Annotated in this window: 14 protein-coding genes and 1 pseudogene; 8 read left to right on the forward strand and 7 right to left on the reverse strand. The window is 70.1% G+C overall.

The features are described 5' to 3' along the window. Positions 1 to 2: 2 nt before the first annotated feature. Complete coding sequence (locus tag ACZ3IC_RS19955) at positions 3 to 947, reverse strand: ATP-binding cassette domain-containing protein (RefSeq protein ID WP_467417812.1); 945 nt, start codon at positions 945 to 947, stop codon at positions 3 to 5. A 108-nt stretch (positions 948 to 1055) separates the two neighbouring features. Here ACZ3IC_RS19955 and ACZ3IC_RS19960 point away from each other — a divergent pair, with 108 nt between their 5' ends. Together ACZ3IC_RS19960 and ACZ3IC_RS19965 are read left to right on the forward strand one after the other, a co-directional pair. After that, positions 1056 to 2228, forward strand: coding sequence for a sensor histidine kinase (locus ACZ3IC_RS19960; protein ID WP_467417813.1), 1173 nt, complete (start codon positions 1056 to 1058; stop codon positions 2226 to 2228). Between the two features lie 4 nt (positions 2229 to 2232). Next, positions 2233 to 2883 (forward strand): response regulator, encoded by a 651-nt coding sequence (locus ACZ3IC_RS19965; protein WP_467417814.1) that lies wholly within the window; start codon positions 2233 to 2235, stop codon positions 2881 to 2883. A gap of 225 nt (positions 2884 to 3108) precedes the next feature. Here ACZ3IC_RS19965 and ACZ3IC_RS19970 read toward each other — a convergent pair whose 3' ends face one another. Both ACZ3IC_RS19970 and ACZ3IC_RS19975 read right to left on the reverse strand, forming a co-directional pair. Further along, positions 3109 to 3876 carry a GntR family transcriptional regulator gene (locus tag ACZ3IC_RS19970; protein WP_467417815.1) on the reverse strand — a complete coding sequence of 256 codons (768 nt, stop codon included), beginning with the start codon at positions 3874 to 3876 and terminating at the stop codon, positions 3109 to 3111. Between the two features lie 304 nt (positions 3877 to 4180). Then, positions 4181 to 5065, reverse strand: coding sequence for an RNA polymerase sigma-70 factor (locus ACZ3IC_RS19975; protein ID WP_467417816.1), 885 nt, complete (start codon positions 5063 to 5065; stop codon positions 4181 to 4183). Positions 5066 to 5218: 153 nt separating this feature from the next. Between ACZ3IC_RS19975 and ACZ3IC_RS19980 the strand changes: the two are divergent. The 4 genes and pseudogenes from ACZ3IC_RS19980 to ACZ3IC_RS19995 all read left to right on the forward strand — a co-directional run. Next, positions 5219 to 5596 (forward strand): annotated as a pseudogene (locus tag ACZ3IC_RS19980) (alpha/beta fold hydrolase); the annotation flags it as partial. A 126-nt stretch (positions 5597 to 5722) separates the two neighbouring features. Further along, positions 5723 to 7096, forward strand: a complete 1374-nt coding sequence (locus ACZ3IC_RS19985) for an SWIM zinc finger family protein (RefSeq protein WP_467417818.1) — start codon at positions 5723 to 5725, stop codon at positions 7094 to 7096. After that, the gene (locus tag ACZ3IC_RS19990) at positions 7093 to 9762 is read left to right on the forward strand and encodes a DUF7824 domain-containing protein (RefSeq protein WP_467417819.1); all 2670 of its coding nucleotides are present in this window, start codon (positions 7093 to 7095) and stop codon (positions 9760 to 9762) included. The genes ACZ3IC_RS19985 and ACZ3IC_RS19990 overlap by 4 nt, the downstream gene beginning before the upstream one ends. A 310-nt stretch (positions 9763 to 10072) precedes the next feature. Further along, positions 10073 to 11512 carry a GNAT family N-acetyltransferase gene (locus ACZ3IC_RS19995; RefSeq protein WP_467417821.1) on the forward strand — a complete coding sequence of 480 codons (1440 nt, stop codon included), beginning with the start codon at positions 10073 to 10075 and terminating at the stop codon, positions 11510 to 11512. On the opposite strand, the gene ACZ3IC_RS20000 is transcribed toward ACZ3IC_RS19995, so the two are convergent. Beyond that, positions 11448 to 12764, reverse strand: coding sequence for a trans-sulfuration enzyme family protein (locus ACZ3IC_RS20000; protein WP_467417822.1), 1317 nt, complete (start codon positions 12762 to 12764; stop codon positions 11448 to 11450). The genes ACZ3IC_RS19995 and ACZ3IC_RS20000 overlap by 65 nt on opposite strands. A 59-nt stretch (positions 12765 to 12823) precedes the next feature. Between ACZ3IC_RS20000 and ACZ3IC_RS20005 the strand changes: the two genes are divergently transcribed. Further along, the gene (locus ACZ3IC_RS20005) at positions 12824 to 13321 is read left to right on the forward strand and encodes an Lrp/AsnC family transcriptional regulator (RefSeq protein ID WP_467417824.1); all 498 of its coding nucleotides are present in this window, start codon (positions 12824 to 12826) and stop codon (positions 13319 to 13321) included. A 48-nt stretch (positions 13322 to 13369) separates the two neighbouring features. After that, positions 13370 to 15055, forward strand: a complete 1686-nt coding sequence (locus tag ACZ3IC_RS20010; RefSeq protein WP_467417825.1) for a DUF885 domain-containing protein — start codon at positions 13370 to 13372, stop codon at positions 15053 to 15055. Between the two features lie 80 nt (positions 15056 to 15135). On the opposite strand, the gene ACZ3IC_RS20015 is transcribed toward ACZ3IC_RS20010, so the two are convergent. Genes ACZ3IC_RS20015 through ACZ3IC_RS20025 form a run of 3 tightly spaced genes read right to left on the reverse strand, consistent with a single transcriptional unit; the run spans position 15136 to position 19861 of the window. After that, positions 15136 to 15507: a rhodanese-like domain-containing protein gene (locus ACZ3IC_RS20015; RefSeq protein WP_467417827.1), complete on the reverse strand. Its 372-nt coding sequence runs from the start codon at positions 15505 to 15507 to the stop codon at positions 15136 to 15138. After that, positions 15507 to 18698 (reverse strand): AAA family ATPase, encoded by a 3192-nt coding sequence (locus ACZ3IC_RS20020; protein ID WP_467417828.1) that lies wholly within the window; start codon positions 18696 to 18698, stop codon positions 15507 to 15509. The genes ACZ3IC_RS20015 and ACZ3IC_RS20020 overlap by 1 nt, the downstream gene beginning before the upstream one ends. Continuing rightward, entirely contained in the window at positions 18695 to 19861 is a 1167-nt protein-coding gene (locus ACZ3IC_RS20025) for an exonuclease SbcCD subunit D (protein ID WP_467417830.1), read from the reverse strand. The genes ACZ3IC_RS20020 and ACZ3IC_RS20025 overlap by 4 nt, the downstream gene beginning before the upstream one ends. Positions 19862 to 20002: the final 141 nt, after the last annotated feature.

Below are 20002 nucleotides of genomic sequence, written 5' to 3' on the forward strand. Positions count from 1 at the left end.
GGTCAAACCTCCTGACGGTGGGTAGACGAGGTCGCTGCGGACGCGAAGTCCATGGTGCTGGCGGTGAGGTCGAGGTAGGCCTGTTCCAACGTGGTCTGCTCGTCGATGAGTTCAAGCACGGCAATGCTTTCGGCGGCGGCAATCGCACCGATCTCCCCTGCCTTCGCACCCTCGACGGTCCAACGTCCGTCGTCACCCTGTGCAGGTTCATATCCCTCGCGGATCAGGGCATCGCACAGACGGGTGGATTCGCTCGTACGCACCCGCACCCGCACCCGGGGCCGGCTGCGGGAGTCCAGGAAATCCTGCATCGGCAGATCGGCGAGGAGCCGGCCCCGGCCGAGGACCACCAGGTGGTCGGCGAACGACGATGTCTCGCTCATCAGATGGCTGGAAACCAGGACTGTGCGGCCCTCTCGGGCGAGCCGCTTCATCAGCTCACGGATCCAGATGATGCCTTCGGGATCCAATCCGTTGGACGGTTCGTCCAGCATGACGACCTCCGGGTCACCGAGCAGGGCAGCCGCTATGCCCAGCCGCTGTCGCATGCCGAGTGAGAACGTCCTGATGCGCGTTCTGCCGACAGCGCCGAGGCCTGCCTCTTCCAGAACTTCCTCCACTCTGCGCGCCCCCATACCGTTACTGACTGCGAGAGCCAGCAAGTGATTGCGCGCGGTACGCGAGCCATGGGCGGCCTGGGCGTCGAGCAGGGCTCCCACCCGGCGCAGCGGATCGTCGAGCGTGGCATAGGGCTGCCCGCCGATCGTGGCTGTTCCGCCGGTGGGCCGGTCCAGGCCGAGAACGAGTCGCATGGTGGTGGACTTGCCGGCGCCGTTGGGGCCGAGAAAGCCGGTGACGCGGCCGGGTCGCACGCTGAACGCGAGGCTGTCCACGGCGCGAGTCGTGCCGTATTCCTTCGTGAGCTCATGAACATCGATGCTGGTCATGTCCTCAGCCTCGCGGCCGTGCCCAGCTTCTGGCCTCCCCCCGGGGTGGGAATCATCTCCCCCGCACGGGGGAGCCGTCGTGCCCGTGCCGGCTGACACGATGACAGCATGTTCCGCTTTCTCCGCCTGCTGACCACCTCTGCCACCTTCACCCGGTGGCTGCATCTCCTCATCCCGGGAGCGATTTGCAGCGTGTGGTTGTTCATCTCCACGGACACACCGTGGGCGCCCATGGTGTTCGCTGTGCCAGTGGGGTTGCTGCCCGGCATGCGGCTGGCCGAGGGGGTTCAGGCACAACTCTTGCTCACACCCGCGGAGCAAGGGAGCTCCGGCGCCGCGATCTCCACAGCCGCTGCGGCCACCTGGGCGGATCGCTGGCGCACCGTGTTGTGGCTGGAGATACGACTGCTGCTCGCCGCCCCCGTGTGGTTTGCGACAGTTTGGCTGTCGGCGACTGCGGTTGACCTCGTACTCACCGCGTCGGGCGACGGACCGAGCAACAAATGGATGGTCCGCGGGGTGGAGCCGCACTGGTGGTACGCCCTGCTCGCCCCTCTTCCCCTCTTGGTCCTGCTGGCCGTGGTCGTGGTGGGCGGCGAACTGATCACCATGATCGCCCGTCGGCTCCTCGGCCCCTCGCCGGTGCAACGATTGACCGCTCTGGAGGAGCGCACCGAACAGTTGTTGGAGCGCAACCGCATCGCACGGGAGTTGCACGACTCCATCGGCCACGCATTGACGGTCGCGGTCGTGCAGGCAGGTGCGGCCCGGGCGGCGCACGACCCGGAGTTCACCGAGCGGGCACTGGCAGCGATCGAGGAGACCGGGCGGGACGCGCTCGACGATCTGGAGCGGGTTCTGCGGGTGCTGCGCGAATCGGGACCGCCGGTGGGACAGCGGCCGACGCTCGCGGAAGCGGACCGGCTCCTGGACTCCGCGCGTGGCTCGGGGGCGAAGATCGATGCGGACGTGTCCGGTCCGCTGGAGCGGCTTCCGGGGGCGGTCTCCCGTGAGGGGTATCGCATCCTTCAAGAATCCCTCACCAACGTGCTGCGTCACTCCGGGGTGGTTCCCGTCCGGGTGCGGATCAGCGTCGCGAAGGGTCGGCTGGAGTTGGAGGTGACCAACCCGCTGACTGATTCGACGAGTACGCCTGGTGGCGGGAGCGGGCTGCGGGGCATCCGTGAGCGGGCCGCACTACTGGGCGGAAGAGTCAGGACGGGTCCGCACAATGGTGAATGGAGGGTGCACGCGAGCCTTCCGTTGAAGGGCCTAGGCTGATCCAATGCCGGTAACCGTTCTTCTGGTCGACGACGAACCCCTCGTCCGCGCGGGGCTGCGCGCGGTTCTTGAGGCTCAGCCCGATATCGAGGTGGTGGGCGAGGCGGGCGACGGCGCCGCAGTGATCCCGTTGCTGCGTCAACTGCGCCCCGATGTGGTGGCCATGGATGTCAGGATGCCTCTGATGGATGGCATAGAGGCCACGCGGGTGGTGCTGCGCACCGTGCCGGATCCGCCGAAGATCCTGGTGGTGACCACATTCGAGAACGACGAGTACGTGTACGAGGCGCTGCGTGCCGGAGCGGACGGTTTTCTCCTCAAACGTGCCCGGCCCGCCGAGATCGTGCATGCGGTGCGTCTGGTCGCAGAGGGCGAGTCGTTGCTGTTCCCGGCAGCGGTCCGGCAGCTCGCCGCCGAGTACGGCACAAGTAAGGCGCGCGCGGCCATGGACCAGGCATCGCTCACCGAGCGGGAGGCTGCGGTCCTCCGGCTAATGGCCCGCGGTCTATCGAATGCGGAAATCGCCGCCAAGCTCGTGGTCGGAGTCGAGACGGTGAAGACCCATGTCAGCGCTGTCTTGGCCAAGTTGGGTGCGAGGGACCGTACCCAGGCGGTGATCGCAGCGTACGAATCCGGATTCGTCGCGCCGAGCTGAAGCCCGCCGCTTCCGCACGCCCGTTCCGGCCCGCAGTCGCCCTGCACCCGGGCAGCGAGTACCATCCGCCTGACATGCGCACGAGCAGGAGGACGAGGCGGCAGTGGCCACGGGCGCCCTGCGACTGGCTCTCGACCATGTCGAGGAGCAGCTCTTCGCGGTGGAGGGAGCGGTGACGGGCCGCCGCTGAGCCTGAACGTCAGCGGCCGACGGGGCCGGACGTGCTCAGGAGGCCTGGCGCTCCTGGCCGTGATGGCTGATCTCCAGATCGCCCGAGTCACCGAAGGTGAGCCGACAGGTGTCGGCCCGGTAGGTGGCGACGGAGAGCGCAGCGGTGCCGCCCGCCACGAGGTAGCGGGTGGTGACGACGAGAACGGGGGCGCCGGGAAGCCGGTCGAGCTCCTTGGCGTCGTCCACGCGCGCCGAGCCGAGCTCCACCGAACGGTCCTGGCCGTCGAGGCCGAGACAGTGCAGCTCACGCAGGACGCTGCGGGCCCGGGCGGGACCGGACGGGGCATCGATCGCGGAGAGTTCGGGCACGGACGACGACGGGACGTACAGCAGTTCCGCCGCGATCGCCTGTCCGTGGGTGACCCGGATCCGGCGGACGATGTGTACCGGCTCGTCGCCGTCCACGCCGAGCATGGCCACCACGGATGCCGGTGCGACCGCCGTCGTGCAGTCCACGGGCTGCCATGCCTCGCCGGTACCGCCGTCGGACCAGTCCCGCTGTGCTGTGGAGACGGCGACCCCGACGCGCGGCGGGGCGACGGTGGTCCCGACGCCGCGGCGGCGCTGCAGTCTGCCTTCGAGTTCGAGCTGTTCCAGAGCCTGCCTGAGCGTGGCTCGGGCGACTCCGAACCGGGCGGCAAGCTCACGCTCGTTGGGCAGGATCTCGCCCACCGCGAAGTCCGAGTCGAGTGCCTCGCTGAGCACGGTCTTGAGGTGCCAGTACTTCGGCTCCTGCACCGTTTCCAGCTGCGTGGTCCCCACCCTGTCCTCCGCAATCGCCCAGCGGCTTTTCCGCGACGTTATTCATTAAAGGTTCCTGTCTTAACTTTGAGACCATAGGACGGGACACCCCCTTGGTCAAGACCAATCCTCCTTCGGTCACGCAGTGAAACAAGGCTCCGCCGCAAAGCGTTCACAGGACGTTCGTGGGGCTGTGAGCCGCCCGCAGCACAAGGCCCACGGCCGGCATGACCGTGGGGCTCAGGGCAGGGGCGGCAAAGGGATTACAGGGCGATCGGAGGCGCTTGCACGGGTTGAGAGCGGGCCCAGCGGCCGGGAGGTCCAGCTACTCTCCAGCCAGGCCAACGAGCTTGTCGGGGTTGCGCACGATATATACGCATTGAATGAGCCCGTTATTGACGTCCACTTGGAGGACGGTGTCGGGCTTTCTGTCCGAGAGCACCAGCAGGCCCGGCCCACCGTTGATCTCCAGGATCCGGATATCGAAGTCCGGGATCTGACCGTGGGCAACGGCAAAGAGGAAGCGGCCGACCTTGTCGGCGCTCTCGATGACCCGCAGTGGCGCCTTGGACTTTCCGCCGCTGTCACCGACGAGCCGCACATCGGGCGCGAGCAGGGCCAGCAGCTCCTCGATGCCACCGCCCGCCGCAGCAGCGAGGAACCGCTCCGTGAGGTCACGGCGCTGGGCCGGGTCGACGTCGTAGCGCGGCTTGCGTTCCTCGACATGGCGCCGCGCACGTCCCGCGAGCTGGCGTACGGCGGCCGCGGACCGATCCAGGGTGGCGGCAATCTCGGCGTACGGAAAACCGAACGCCTCACGCAGAACGAAGACGGCCCGTTCCAGCGGTGACAGCGATTCGAGGACGACAAGGACGGCCATCGATACGGAGTCGGCGAGCACGGCCTGTTCCGCGGTATCGGGCACGGCCGGCCCGAAGTCGGTGACGAAGGGCTCCGGCAGCCATGGTCCGACGTACGCCTCGCGCCGCGACCGCGCCTGCCGCAACCGGTCGATCGCGAGTCGGGTGGTAATCCTCACGAGGAAGGCGCGCGGCTCCCGTACATCCTCACGCGATGCGGACGACCAGCGCAGCCACGCCTCCTGCACCACGTCCTCGGCGTCAACGATCCTGCCCAGCATGCGGTAAGCAACGCCGGTGAGCACAGGGCGGTGGTCCTCGAAGATGTCGGTCGCGGTGTCGGCTGTCACCCCTCCATCCCAGCCGACACGCGGGCCGCCTGTCCAGCACGAATCGCCCGGCCCTCTTGAGCTGCAAGTACCGAGCGGTAATTGCTATTGACGAGACGTCCAAGTCACCTTCAGGCATGGATCATTCATGCCTGATCACCTGGGAGCACCAGCATGGCCACCAGGTTCTGGTTCGGTGTCGACTCACCGCGAGGGCCCCGGACCGTTTCCGCGGCGTAGAAACGAACCGGTTTCGGGGAGCCGCTGCTTCTGCTCCACCGTATCGGCCACCACCGTCAGGCCTGGGATCCAGTGCTGTCCGTCCTGGCCTTGGAACGGGATGTGATAGCCGTGGACCTCTGCGGTTTCGGTGTTTCCCCGGCACTGCCCGACGGTGTTCCCTACGACCTGGCGAGCGTGGTCCCGGTGCTCGGTGCGTTCTGCGAGGAACTCGGCCTGGACCGGCCGCATGTGGCCGGCAACTCGCTCGGCGGCCTGCTGGCGCTGGAGATGGACCTGGAGAAACTCGAGCGGTCGGTGACGGCCCTGTCGTCTGGCTGACGGCCTATGTCCACTACACATTGGCACAGCGCTACGAGCCCGAACGCGCAGCGCTCAAGGACTTCGCACCGTTCTGGGAGGAGGCCGGTTGTCAGTGGTGGGTTCTACGGTTCTTGCATGACCCGATCCGTTCAGGCATTGGCCTACGCACGCCCGTCCGCTCTGGCGTCCTCACAGACCGGGAATCTCCTCGGTCTGGAGACCGCCGGTGGTCTCACACCGCGTGGCACCGAGCCCCACCCCCGGTTCTTCTCCGGCTTTCTCACATCGCCGGTGATCGCTGCCCGCGGTCTGCTGGCTGTGGCGGACGTGGCGTCCACGCGCTACTACCAGCGCACCCTGTCCGCGTCGCTCGACCCGGTGGTGACGGGCAACGGCGACCGGTTGCGCTTTGAGTCGTTCTCCGGCTGTTGCGGCGTGTACGCACGCCTCGATGTGCTTCAGGACGGTCTGGACGGTGTGCAGACGGGGCACGGCACGACGAACGTGGATGTCAACAACCCGCTGCGGGAGGCGCTTTCACGGATAGCCGGAGACGATCCGCTGCACATGCGGGTGGGCCCGGACGAGATGGCCGTCACCACGATGGACGGTCCGGTCGTGGAGAAGAAGGTGCCCTTGCCCGACCGGTGGCTGCGCGGCTTCGCCGAGGCCCAGGTGGTGTCCGCGGGTTTCGATCTGCGGGCCGAGCTGCCGGCGGCGGAGGCCGTCCGGTTCCTGCGTTCGCTGCCTCGTACCTCGGGGAATGCATCGCGGGGCGCGCAGTGGGTGGTTCCCGCCGGGAAGACACTGCGGCCGACGACACGGCCGGTGGCGGGGGCAGTGTGCCTGCCGGGTCCGGAACGGCTGGTGACGCTGCAGCGGGTGTTGCGTCATGCCACATCGCTACGGGTGTACGGGCCGGTGGCCGACGGGGCGGCAACCGCGAGCGCCTGGGAGGTGGTGCTGCCTGGCATGCGGTTCACACTGACGCTGTCGCCCGATGCCTCGCGCGGGTTCTCCGGTGAGGGCGGGGTGCTCGATCCGCTGGCCACCGACGATGCCGCGGCCGACGCCGAGCTGGTGTCCGTGCTGCTGGCCTGGGAGCCACGGATCGATCCCGCCGACCTGGCGGAGCAGTCTGGTCTGACGGTTGAGCGGTTACGGGCCGGGCTCACCCGGCTGGGGACGGCGGGCCGGGTCGGCTACGACCTCGCCGACGCGGCCTACTTCCACCGCGAACTGCCGTACGACGCCGACCGGGCCGAGCGGCACAATCCGCGGCTGGTGGCGGCCCGACAGCTGGCCGTCACGGGCGCCGTCGTGCTCAACGGGGACGTGGCGGCCGTGACCTCGGGAGAGCGCCGTTACCAAGTGAGGGAGAAGGACGGGATGCTGAGTTGTACGTGCCAGTGGTGGATCGACTACCGCGGTCGTCGGGGCCCGTGCAAGCACGCGCTGGCCGTCCGGATGGTCCGCCGCGGTGCGCCGGTTGCCGATGGTGTGCGATGAAGGAGCTGCTCACCGCCGTACGGAATGGGCGCAAGGAAGACGTGCCGGCCCTGCTGGCCCGGATGGACCGGGCCGAACGCAAGTCGGCCCTGGAAGAGTTGAAGTCGCTCCGCAAGGAGGTACGGGGCTGGCACTGGCACAAGCAGGAAAAGGTCTGGAAGGGCTTGCTGGTAGCCGGAGCGGGCTGTCACACGGGGGCTGCGGCCTGCGCCACCTGGATCGGCGGCCGGGATCTGCCCGACTGGATGCAGCCCCCCTACCCGCTGGTCCTCAAAGTTCTCGCGGACCGCGACCCCGCCTGGCTCGGTGATGTCGCGCATCGCCTGGCGGCGCGGGCCACGACGGCGGAGACCGCATACGAGCTGATCTGCGGGCTGGTGCAGATCGCTCAGTGCCCGGTGCCCACCACGGACGGCTTCGGGCGGGGCTGGGCCGAGGCGGTCTCGTCGGCTTCGTGGCAGCGGCAGAGGAGGCGACCACTGGTCGACATCCTTCGTGCCGACCCGCATCTGACCCATCTGGTGCCGCGGCTCTTCGAGGTGGCGGAGCTGCCGGCACAGGTGGCCTGGTTCGAGGAACCCGACAACCCGTGCCGCTGGCCCGAGGCGCTGGCCGCCCTGGCCGACGAGGGCCTGCTGGAGCGGTCGGTGCTCGTCAATGGTTGTGTGACCCGGCTGCTGCGTGGCGGAAAGCCCGGGGACATGCGCTTCTTCCTGGTCGTGTTGCGTCGCCTCGCACTGACCGAGCAGGAGGAGGCCGAGCGGGTCGCCGACTGGATCGGCATGGTGGCGGACGGGATCTCGACCGTGGCCGGCCATGCCCAGGATGTGCTTGCCCGGCTGGACGAGCGCGGTGAGCTGACCGTACGGGCCCTGGCGGATGTCTCGGGTTCGATGTTGTTCCGCACCGAGAAGAAGCTGGTCCGGGCGCAACTCACGCTGCTCGGCAAGGCACTGCGCCGCGATCCGTCGACCGCGGACGAGCTGCTGCCCGCTGTCGCCGAGGCCTTCGGGCACGAGGACATCTCCATCCAGGAACGGGCGCTGAAACTCGTGGCGCGGTATCTGCCTGCGGTCGATGACGCGGTGCGGGAAGAACTTGCCCTGTCCGCCCAACTGTTGGGTCCCGCGCACCGCACGGCGGTGGCCGAGGTGTTCGGTGATCTGCCGGCCGACCGCTCGGCGGCGGAGCCGTACGAGGAACTGCTGCCCCCCGCTCCGGTCCCGCAGCGTCTCGAACCGGCACCGGCGAGACTGTCCGAGCTCGTCGAGGAGGTGGTGGTCCTGGCGAGATCCTCATCGCCGGATGTCACCGCCTTCGAGCGTGCGCTGGACGGGCTGATCCGCCACGCCCACATCGACCGGTCGGCGTTGACCGGCGCGCTGCGTGATGCGCTGGCGGGTCAGTGGTGGCTCGACGAGGTGCAGCTGTCCGTTGTCGAGCGGCGGCTCAGCTCGGAGGCGGGCATCGAGCTCGTCGTGGCCGTACTGCTCGGACGGGTGTCGGTACAGGCCGTGGAGGACGGGCGTGCCGCCTGGACCGGCACCGGGACCTGCGTCCACGCCGCGCTCAACGGGGTGCTGAAGGCCCGGCTGTGGGAGGCCGCCGACGCCGTGCTGAGCGGCAGCGCGCCATTCCTGCTGGCCTTCCCGACGTGGCACACCGGCTCGCTCGACCCTGCCGTGCTGGTCGAGCGACTGCGTACGTATCAGCGGCTCGGGATCTCGCCCGGGGACGCCGACTTCGCCCAGGCCCTGCTGCGCGTACGGCGCAACGGTCAGCACAAGGCCGCGGCGGCGGCCGCCCTGCTCGGCACCCGGGAAGGTGACCGGCTGGCTGCCTGGCTACGGACGGGCGAGCCGCTCGCGCCCGCGTTCCGGTTCGATCTGGAGAAGGAGAAGCCCACGGCCGGCGGCTGGGCACAGCAGCCTGCCCACTGGACACGGCGTGTCCTGATGGCTACCAAGGAACGCCCGTTCATCCAGCAGGAGTTCCCTCGTTCCTTCCACTGGCTGGGCCATCCGCATGTCCCGGAACGCCGCCTCTGCTATCACTGGGGCTATCACCCGTGGCCCTGGCTCGCCACTCTGCCCGAGGACGGCGAGACGCTGGCCGCATGGCTGCTGCCGATGCTCGCGACCGGCACGACCGATGAAATCCGGGGCACGGCCGAGCCGCTGACCGCGCTCGCCGAACTGGGCGGGCCGGCCGCCGAGGCCATCCATCTGACCGTGGCGTACGCGATGGGAGCCCGGCATCCGGAAGACCGGCTGTCGGCGGTGGACGCCCTACTGACGCTCGCGGCCCAACAGCGGCTGGACGCGGCGTTGCTCGGCAAGGAGCTGGCGCTCCTCCTCGAATACAACCTGATGAAGCCCAATCGGCTCGCGGACTCCACCCGTACCGCGGCTGCCACCGGCGCGTACCGGACGGTGCTCACAGTGCTGACCGCCGCTCTGCCGGGGCTGCTGGCCCACGAGAAAGGACCTCGCGGGCTGAGCGACCTGCTCTCCGTGGCCGCCGAGTGCGCGGAGCACTGTGGTCCGGTGGGTAGCGAGCCGATACCCGGGCTCGCCAAAATGGCCGCGCGCGGCGGATCCTCGCAGCTGGTACGTCAAGCGGTGCGTCTCAAGGCCGCCTGGGAGCGGGGTTCGACACTGACGTGACGGTCCAGGACATCGTGGTGTACCCCGTAGCGGCCTGTCCGGTCGATGGGTTCGCCCGGGCCGGGCGGGGCGGGAGCCGTCCGGCCCGACGGCTCCTGTCCGGGCCCTATACCCATGGCCCGGGGCCGGACAGGGGCTGCCTCACCGGCGACTCGTGGCCCGGGGCCGACGGTCCTGCGTGCTGCTGCGAAACCGCAATCGATCACGGTACTAATCCACCGAAAACGATGATAGGGGGCTGGATCCACACTTAACCCATCAGTCACAGAGCGTTCGTGATCAGGCAACACCGCTCGGTCACAGTGAAGGCATGACTGATGCGACATCCGCCAAGACTGCCCGCCGCTCCCACCACTGGCGGCGGGATGTGACCGAGCTGGCCGCGCTGTTCACCGCGGTCGCGGTGGCCGACGCGATCGCCAACCTGATCGGGCACCAGCCGGACGGACCGTATCTACTGATCGCCTCGGCCTTGGCTCTGGCGGTAACGGCGGCGTTCCACACCTGGTGGGCACGGCGACACAGCCACGCCCCGCCGCCAACCGGCACCGATCTCATCGCCGACGGCCACCGCGCGACCTCGCCCCATGGCACCGACGCCTCCGCGACCGCTCTCGTGACCACGCCCGCCGCCGCGGGCCCGTACCCCTCCCCCGAGGACACGGTGCTGTGGCGGATGCGTACCACGGTGCGGGACACCCCGGGCAGCCTGGCCGCCCTGTGCATCGCGCTCGCCCGGCACCGGGTCGACATCCTCACCCTGCAGACACACCCGCTGGCACAGGGCACGGTCGACGAGTTCTTGCTGCGCGCCCCCGCCCCGCTCCAGGCCCAACAGCTGAGCCGGGCGATCTCCGCCGCGGGGGGCGGCTCCACCTGGATCGAGCGGGCCGACGCACACGATCTGGTGGACGCCCCGACACACATCCTGGGTCTCGCCACGCGCACGGCGCTGGACGCGGCCGAACTCCCCCTCGCCCTGCGTCAGTTGCTCGGCCGTTGCACCATCCACTCGATGCCCGCCGTCTCCATCATCGGCCGCACAATCAATGAGACGGCGCCCGTCGAAGGCGCGCTGGAGGAGACGGTGATGCGATTGCGCGACCCGTCCGGCGACACCATCACCATCGAACGGCCCTACCTTCCGTTCACCCCGACCGAGTTCGCCCGGGCCCGCGCCCTGGTCGAGCTCGACGCCCTGCTCCGCCCCCGCGTCCCGCGCAGCGAGCAGGTACTCACCCTTCCCGAGGGCAACGAGATCACCGTGCGCCGCGCGGATCGCAGTGACCTCGAAGCAGCCCGCGCCATGCACGACCGCTGCTCCGAGCAGACGCTGCGGCTGCGGTACCACGGCCCGCTCCGCGACGCCGACCGCTACCTGGACCACCTGATGAGTCCCCGCTTCGGCCGCACCCTGGCCGTGCAGACGGCCTCGGGCCGGCTGGTCGCCCTCGGCCACCTCCTGTGGGACGGTGACGAGACCGAGGTCGCCCTCCTCGTCGAGGACGAGTGGCAGCGCCGGGGGATCGGCTCCGAGCTCCTCGGCCGCCTGGTGACGCTCGCCATCGAGGGGGGCTGCGAGAGTGTCTACGCCGTCACCCAGGCGTCCAACACCGGCATGGTCGCCGCCATGCGCGCGCTGTCCCTGCCACTGGACTACCAGATCGAGGAGGGCACGCTGGTCATCACCGCCCGGCTGGGCGCGGCTCCGGTTCGGTCGCTGCCCCCGCACGAGCAGGCCGGTCGCTGACCTGCGGGAGCGGGACTTCCTGACGGAGGGCTTCCCGACGGGACACTTCCCGGCGGCGGGCTTCAGGGCGGTCGGCCTCCTTACGGCCCCCATCCTGCGAGCTCAGCGCCTGGCAGAGATCGGCCCACAGGTCCTCGACGTCCTCCAGACCGACCGACATCCGCAGCAGCCGGTCCCCGACGCCGGACTTTTGCCGGTCCCCCTCATCCACAATGCGGTGGCTGATGGAGGCCGGATGCTGGATCAGGGTGTCCACACTGCCGAGGCTGACCGCGGGCGTGATGAGCCGTACGGCCGAAATCACCTGGTGTGGATCCCCATACACCTCGAAGGAAACCATCGCACCGCCCAGCTTCGGGTAGTGAACCCGGGCGATACGCGGATCGGCTGTCAGTCTGCGGGACAGTTCGGCGGCGCTCGCGGAAGCCGCCCGCACCCGGACCGGGAGCGTGGCGAGGCCGCGCAGCAGCAGATACCCCGCCATCGGGTGCAGCACCCCGCCGGTGGCGAAGCGCACTTGCCGCAGGCGGGCCGCGAACTCCTCGTCGCAGGCGACAACCCCGCCCATCACGTCGCCGTGCCCACCGAGGTACTTGGTGGCGCTGTGCAGCACGATCCGTGCGCCGTGTTCGACGGGTCGCTGGAGTACGGGCGTGGCGAAGGTGTTGTCGACGAGCAGCGGCACGGAACCGCAGGAGTGCGCGATCGCACGGATGTCGACCTCGGCGAGCGTCGGGTTGGCGGGCGTCTCCACCATCACCAGACCGGTGTCCGGACGGATCGCCTCCGTGATGCCCGCCGGGTCGGTCCAGGTCACTTCGGTGCCCAGCAAACCGGCGCCGAGAAGGTGATCACTGCACCCGTAGAGCGGGCGGACGGCGACCACATGCCGCAGCCCCATGCTCGCCCGGACCAGCAGGACGGCGGTGAGCGCCGCCATTCCGCTGGCGAACGACACGGCACTCTCCGCTCCTTCGAGCCGGGCGAGGGCGGTCTCGAAGCGGGCCGTCGTCGGGTTGTCCAGCCGTGCGTAGACGGGCGGCCCTTCGAGCCTGGCGCCGGTGGCGGCGAAGGTGTCGATCCGCTCGGCCTCGCCCCTGGAGTCGTACGAGGGGTACGTGGTGGACAGGTCGATCGGCGGGGCGTGCAGGCCGAGGGCCGCGAGATCGTCGCGGCCTGCGTGCACGGCTTCGGTGGCCAGCGCCCTGGACCGGGTTGTCGTCGAGGGCGCCATCGAGGATTCGGTGTCCATGACACCACTCTGAACAAACACCGGGCCTTCATGAGCATGTCCCGTGCTACGTTCGACAGATGGCCGATTCAGTCGTTCTTGACCCGGTGGACCTGCACATTCTGCGGCTGCTGCAGAACGATGCCCGGACCACCTACCGCGAACTGGCCGCCGAGGTCGGCGTCGCCCCGTCGACCTGTCTGGACCGGGTGACCAGACTGCGCCGCTCCGGTGTCATTCTCGGCCACCGGCTGCGGCTGGACCCGGCGCGGCTCGGCCGCGGCCTGGAGGCGCTGCTCTCCGTACAGGTCCGTCCGCACCGCAGAGAGCTCATCGGCCCGTTCGTCGAACGCATCAGGACGCTGCCCGAGTCCCGCGCGCTCTTCCATCTGACGGGGCCCGACGACTATCTGGTCCATGTCGCGGTCACCGACACCGCGGATCTGCAACGCCTCGTGCTGGACGAATTCACCTCACGCCGTGAAGTGGCTCGGGTCGAGACCCGGCTGATATTCCAGCAGTGGGAGTGCGGACCGCTGCTGCCACCGTCCGTAGGATCGTCCGGGAAAAGCCACTGAGTCCGAAGAATGAAGACGCGGAGGCCTCCGCCGTACGAGGATGTCCGCATGTCAGACTTTCCCAGCAGCGCGCTGCCCCGTCAGGTCGCCGACGCCTACGTCGACGCATTCATCGAGCTCGACCCGATCGCCGGCACCTATCTGGGTGTCGCGGAGAGCTCGCGTCGCCTTCCCGATTTCTCCCCCGCGGGGCAGGAAGCTCTCGCCGAGCTCGCCCGCACCACCCTGGTGAAGCTCGATGCCGCCGAACAGCTGCCCGGCGCGGACAGCGATGCCGAGCGCCGCTGCGGCCGCCTGCTGCGTGAGCGCCTCACGGCGGAACTGGCCGTCCACGAAGCGGATGAGGGGCTTCGCACGGTCTCCAACCTCGCCTCCCCGGCGCACAGCATCCGTGAAGTGTTCACGGTGACGCCGACCGAGACCGACGAGGACTGGGCGTCGGTCGTGGACCGGCTGCGAGCGGTTCCCGCCGCGCTGGAGGGCTACCGCGAATCGCTCGCGCTCGGCCTGGAGCGCAAGCTGTACGGCGGTCCGCGCGCCACCGCCACCTTCATCGACCAGCTCGGCGAGTGGGCCGGCGACGGCGGGACAGGTTTCTTCCAGGACTTCGCGGCCGTCGGCCCCGCGTCGCTGCGTACCGATCTGGACGTCGGCGCCCGACGGGCCACGGAGTCGGTCGTGGCGCTGCGCGACTGGATGCGCGATGTGTACGCCCCCGCGATCGAGGGCGCGCCCGACACGGTGGGCCGCGAGCGCTACGCGCGTTGGTCGCGCTACTTCAACGGCACCGACCTGGATCTCGACGAGGCGTACGCGTACGGGTGGTCCGAGTACCACCGGCTGCTCGCCGAGATGAGGACCGAGGCCGAGAAGGTCCTGCCCGGCGCCGGCCCCTGGGAGGCGCTGGCCCATCTGGATGTGCACGGCAAGCACATCGAGGGGGTGGACGAGGTCCGGGACTGGCTGCAGAGTCTGATGGACGAGGCCATTGAGGCGCTGGACGGTACGCACTTCGAACTCGCCGAACGGGTACGGAAGGTGGAGTCCCGCATCGCCCCGCCCGGTGGCGCCGCGGCCCCGTACTACACGGGCCCGTCCGAGGATTTCTCGCGCCCCGGTCGCACCTGGCTCCCCACCATGGGCGAGACCCGCTTCCCGGTGTACGACCTGGTCTCCACGTGGTACCACGAGGGTGTGCCGGGCCATCACCTGCAGATCGCCCAGTGGACGCATGTCGCCGACAGCCTCTCCCGCTACCAGGCGTCGATCGGCGGTGTCAGCGCCAATGCCGAGGGCTGGGCGCTGTACGCGGAGCGGCTCATGGACGAGCTGGGCTTCCTGCCGGACGCCGAGCGCCGCCTCGGCTATCTGGACGCGCAGATGATGCGGGCCTGCCGGGTGATCGTGGACATCGGCATGCACGCGGAGATGGAGATCCCCGCGGACTCCCCGTTCCACCCCGGCGAGCGGTGGACTCCTGAGCTGGCCCAGGAATTCTTCGGCAACCACAGCGGCCGCCCGGCCGACTTCGTGGAGAGCGAACTCACCCGCTATCTCTCGATGCCGGGGCAGGCCATCGGCTACAAGCTGGGCGAACGCGCATGGCTGCTCGGCCGGGAGAACGCCCGCAAGGCGCACGGTCACGCGTTCGACGCCAAGGCCTGGCACATGGCCGCCCTGTCGCAGGGGCCGCTCGGACTCGACGATCTCGTGGACGAGCTGTCCAAGCTCTGACCCGTCGCTCGCCCCCTCCCTGCCGCTGTCAACGCCCCGGCGGGAGCAGCCGGGAGGGGGCATCCGTCCGGCCCGGCCGGTCAGCAGCCGCAGTCCTCGAAGTCGACCGGCGCGGTGGGCCGATCGGCCTCGCACCTTTCGTGTCCCTGCCAGGTCTCGAACTCGGAGCCTTCACGCATCCAGTGCTCGAAGCCGCCGATCATCTCCTTGACCTGGTAGTCGAGTTCGGCGAGGGCAAGGGCGGAACGCGTTCCGCCGCTGCAGCCCGGGCCCCAGCAGTATGTGACCACGGGAACGTCCGGGGCGAGGAGATTCCCAGCCTGCTCGGTCATGAGGGCGGTCGGCAGAGGGACCGCGCCGGAGACCTGCCCCTGGTCCCAGGATTCGGTGGAGCGCGAATCGAGGAGTACGAAGCCGGGTTCGCTGCCGGCCGTGAGCCCCCGGCGCGCCATCAGGCGCTGCCCTCGCCCGTGGTGCGGTGCCGTACCGCCGATCCGTGCCGCTCCTTCATCACTTCGAGCTGTGCGGGGATACGGCGGCGCAGATCGGCGACATGGCTGACGATGCCGACGCTGCGGTCCCGCTCGCGCAGCGAGTCCAGTACGTCGAGCACCTCGTCGAGGGTCTGGTCGTCCAGGCTGCCGAAGCCCTCGTCGATGAAGAGGGTGTCCAGCCGTACGCCGCCCGCCTCGTCGGTGACGACATCGGCGAGGCCGAGCGCGAGAGCGAGCGAGGCGAAGAACGTCTCCCCGCCCGAGAGCGTCGCCGTGTCGCGCTCGCGGCCGGTCCAGGCGTCGACGACATGCAGGCCGAGGCCCGACCTGCGGCCTCCGGCGCGGGCATCGGAGTGCACCAGCGTGTAGCGGCCGGACGACATGCGCTGCAGCCGTGCGGTGGCGGCTGCGGCGACCTGTTCGAGGCGGGCGGCGAGCACGTACGACTCCAGCCGCATCCTGCGTTCGTTGTCCGCTGAGGTACCCGCGGTAAGCCCGGCCAGCCGTGCCACCCGGTCGTACTCCTCGCGCAGCGGACCGAGCCTGCACACCTCGTCAGTGGCGCTGCGCGAAAGCCGGCCGAGCTCGGCGCAGCGCTCGCGTGCGGCGGCCAGTGTCGCGGAGGCGTCCCGCAGCACCCGCTCGGCCGTGTCGTACGCGGCCTGGGCGACGTCCACCGCGGCCTGCCGGTTGTCGGCAGCGGCTCGGGTCTCCGTCTCGGCGAGACGGTCGGCGACGGCAGCCGCCTCGGACTGCCAGACGTCGATGACGCGCTGGAGTTCGCGCTGTTCGGCATCGGTGAGAAGGGTCGCGGCCGCGGCCTGCGGAGTGTCGAACCCGGCCCGGAACGCGGCGTCCGCGAGCCGGCCGTCGGCCTCCTTGCGGCGCTGTGCGGCCGTCTCCTCCTCGCGTACCGCCTCGGCTGCCGCGGCCAGCAGACCGACCCGGCGCTCCAGCAGCCCGGCATGCGCGGCGACGCTGCCGGACTCACTGCGGGCTGCCACCAACTCGGCTTCCAACGCGGCCTGTTCACGGTCCAGCCCCTCGCGCAGAGAGGTACGCGCAGCGGCCCGGCGCTCGGCCAGCTGCCGATCCTCAAGACGCTCGGCCTGTTCCCGCTCTGCGGCTGCGAGGGCCTCACGCGCCGCGTGCATACCGGCGGCGGTCCGGTGCGCCTCGGCGTGCATGCGCGTCAACCGGTCGACAAGTGTGCCGAGTTCGGTGACGGTGGGGTCGGCGACAGTCTCGGCGTCGGAACCGGGAAGGGGCTTCTCGACACCGGCCACACCGATGACAACCGCCTCGCCGCCGGCCAACTCCCCGGATATGGCAGGCTCAACAGCAACAGCCCCGGCCACCCACCCGGCACCGGCCGGCTCAACGGCATCGGCGCCGTCCCTGGGCTGCGGCACCGCCGACTGTGCGGCGGCGCGCGCCGCCGTGTGCTTCTCGCGTACGACCCCGAGCTCCCGGTCCGCCTTTGTGCGCGCTTCCTCGGCCCACCGGTACGCCTCGAGAGCCCGCTCCTCGGTGGCCCGGTCGACATGCCCGTCGGCCGCGCGGGCGGGCTTGGGGTGGTCGGCCGAGCCGCAGACCTTGCAGTCCTCGCCGTCCACCAGCTCCGCAGCCAGCTCCGCAGCAATGTCGCGCAGTCGTCGTTCGCGAAGCTCGAGCCACGACTCGTGCGCGCCCGAGGCCTGCTCACGGGCCACGGCCAGCCGCTCGGCGGCGGCCGACGCCTGGGTTGCCAGCGCATCGCGGCGGCGGGCCGCGTCCAGCCGTGCGCGGGCAGGCTCCAGCCGACCCGCGAGCTGCTCGGCGCGGGTCGCGGCCTCCTGGGCCTCCTCGATGCGTGCCCTCAGGTCGTGCCGGGTGGATTCCCAGCCCGCCAGCCAGCCTCTCGCTTCGTGGATCAGCTCGTCGTCGGCCCGGGCCTGGCGCTCCAGTCCGGCCCTCTCGGCGTCGATCTCCGCGCTGCGCCGCTCGGCGCGCCTCGCGGCGTCCAGTCCGCCGAGTTCCTGTCGGAGCCTTCGCTCCAGTTCCGCCAGCTGTTCGGCACCGGCGTCGGCCAGGGCTTCGGGCAGCAGCGTACGGGCGTGGTCACGGGTCTCGCAGGCCGTCCGGTACGCGCGCTCGGCATCGTCGCGCAGCTCCAGTGCGGGGGCGACGAGGTCCGCCTTGCGGGCCCGCGCGAGGCGTTCGTGGAGTCGGTCGTGGTCGGGGCGGCTCAGTTCGAGTGCGGTGGCGCGGCGCTGCGTCTCCTCGTACCGCTGTTGGAGGTCGGCGAGTTCGCGTTCGCTGTCGAGGGCCAGGCGGGCGGCCGCCTGCCGGCCTTCGGCCGTGGACAGTACGGACGCGGCGATGTCGAGCAGTTCCCGGGCACTGCTGCGGGCCGTCGCGGCCCACTCCAGCACGCCGTCGGCGAGCCCCGGTTCGCCGGGCTGGATATCGGGCAGCGGAGATTCGCGTGCGGCCGGTCCGGCGGCCTGGGCGATCCGCTGGGCAACCGCGAGGATGCGTTCGTCCCCGGCCCTGACCTGTGCTTCGGTGGTACGGCGCAGTTCGGCCAGGCGCTCCTCGACCGCAGCGAAGCGGCGGGTGTCGAAGAGCCTGCCGAGCAGTTTGCCGCGCGCCTCGGCATCGGCCCGCAGGAAGCGCGCGAAGTCGCCCTGCGGCAGGAGCACCACCTGGCAGAACTGGTCCCGGCTCATCCCGATGAGCCGGGTGACCTCCTCACCGATCTCCTGATGTGAGCGGCTCAGCGGCTGCCAGCCGTCGTCGGGGTCGTACTCCCGCAGCCAGCTCTGGGCCTTCTCCGTCGTGAAGCCGTTGCCCTTTTTCTTCGGGCGGGGCTGTGCGGGGCGCCGAGTGATTTCGAAGCGCCGGCCGCCGACGGTCAGTTCCAGCTTGACCTCGGTGGGGAGCTCCGCCGGGGCATGGTCGCTGCGCAGCGAGGTGCCGGGGCTCTGGCGGGCGCCGGGCACCGCGCCGTACAGGCCGTAGCAGACGGCATCGAGGACGGAGGTCTTCCCGGCACCGGTCGGCCCGTGCAGCAGAAAGAGCCCGGCCGAGGAGAGCGTGTCGAAGTCGATGTCCTGGGTGGCGCCGAACGGCCCGAAGGCGGTGAGCGTGAGTCTGTGGAGTCTCAACGGTTCACCTCGCGCACACCGTCGTCCACCCGTACGTGGTCGAAAGCGCCACGCAGCACCGTGCGCTCCTGTTCATCCGCCGCGGACCCGCCCCGCACATGTGCCACGAAGTCCTCCGCGATCTGCTGATCGTCGCGCCCCTTGAGGCGCTGTGCGTACGAGGCGAGCGGGTCGTCGGGGGCCCGGTCGGGTTCGAATACGAGACTGAGGGTGTGCGGGAACCGCTCGACGAGGCGGGCCATCGGCTCGACCGGCCGCACCGGGTCGGTGAGCGTGGCCTCCACCCAGGATTCCCGGTGCTGTTCCAGCGCGGGCTCGTCGACGAGGGTGTCAAGGCGACCGCGGAGTCTGGCGAGCGGACGGGGCACCGGACAGTCGATGCGCTCGGCGGCGACCGTGCCCGCGGCGTCGAGGTCGATCAGCCACATCGTCTTGCGGTGGGCGACCTCGGAGAAGGAGTACGCGAGCGGCGAGCCCGAGTAGCGGACCCGGTCGGTGACCGTCTGGCAGCCGTGCAGATGCCCGAGCGCCACATAGTCGACGCCGTCGAAGACGCCGACGGGTACGGCGGCCACCCCGCCGACGGTGATGTCGCGCTCGCTGTCGCTGGGCTCGCCGCCCGCGACGAAGGCGTGGGCGAGCACCACGGACCGGGTGGTGTCCGGGCGGCTCTCAAGGTCGGCGCGCACCCTGTCCATGGCTGCGGCCAGCACCGCCTCGTGTCCGGCGCGCTCCGCCTTGAGGACGTCCTTCACCAGGGCCGGTTCCAGGTAGGGCAGCCCGTAGAACGCCACCTCACCATGTGCGTCGCGCAGGACGACGGGGGTGGCACAGTGGGCGGGGTCGGTGCGCAGATGGATTCCGGCCCGCCCGATCAGGCCTGCGCCGACGCCCAGCCTGCGTGCCGAGTCATGGTTCCCGGAGATCATCACGGTGGGCACACCGACGGCGGCGAGCCGGTGCAGCGCATCGTCGAAGAGCTCGACCGCGGACAGCGGCGGGACGGCCCTGTCGTACACATCACCCGCGACGAGAACCGCGTCCACCTCGTGCTCGCGCACCGTCGTCACCAGGTGGTCCAGATACGCGGCCTGGGCCTCTAGCAGTGAGACCCGGTGAAACGAGCGCCCGAGGTGCCAGTCCGATGTGTGCAGAATCCTCAATGTGACACTCCGACCTGCACGTTTCCCCTCACTCCGCTCTCAGAACCAGCGCCGAACCAGCACCGGCCCCGCCGACATCGCCGACTACGCTAGCGCCGGTCAGCACCTGGTCCATCACGGACCTCAGTCTGCCACCGGCGT

The sequence above is a fragment of the Streptomyces sp. NPDC002958 genome, assembly GCF_055563255.1.

What these genes read in the sequence shown, in the direction of transcription:
- ACZ3IC_RS19955 (WP_467417812.1), bottom strand. Translation starts at nt 947, where the DNA reads ATGACCAGCATCGATGTTCATGAGCTCACGAAGGAATACGGCACGACT.
- ACZ3IC_RS19995 (WP_467417821.1), top strand. Translation starts at nt 10,073, where the DNA reads ATGACTGATGCGACATCCGCCAAGACTGCCCGCCGCTCCCACCACTGG.
- ACZ3IC_RS19990 (WP_467417819.1), top strand. Translation starts at nt 7,093, where the DNA reads ATGAAGGAGCTGCTCACCGCCGTACGGAATGGGCGCAAGGAAGACGTG.
- ACZ3IC_RS19985 (WP_467417818.1), top strand. Translation starts at nt 5,723, where the DNA reads ATGACCCGATCCGTTCAGGCATTGGCCTACGCACGCCCGTCCGCTCTG.
- ACZ3IC_RS19965 (WP_467417814.1), top strand. Translation starts at nt 2,233, where the DNA reads ATGCCGGTAACCGTTCTTCTGGTCGACGACGAACCCCTCGTCCGCGCG.
- ACZ3IC_RS19960 (WP_467417813.1), top strand. Translation starts at nt 1,056, where the DNA reads ATGTTCCGCTTTCTCCGCCTGCTGACCACCTCTGCCACCTTCACCCGG.
- ACZ3IC_RS20000 (WP_467417822.1), bottom strand. Translation starts at nt 12,764, where the DNA reads ATGGACACCGAATCCTCGATGGCGCCCTCGACGACAACCCGGTCCAGG.
- ACZ3IC_RS20015 (WP_467417827.1), bottom strand. Translation starts at nt 15,507, where the DNA reads ATGGCGCGCCGGGGGCTCACGGCCGGCAGCGAACCCGGCTTCGTACTC.
- ACZ3IC_RS20005 (WP_467417824.1), top strand. Translation starts at nt 12,824, where the DNA reads ATGGCCGATTCAGTCGTTCTTGACCCGGTGGACCTGCACATTCTGCGG.
- ACZ3IC_RS20010 (WP_467417825.1), top strand. Translation starts at nt 13,370, where the DNA reads ATGTCAGACTTTCCCAGCAGCGCGCTGCCCCGTCAGGTCGCCGACGCC.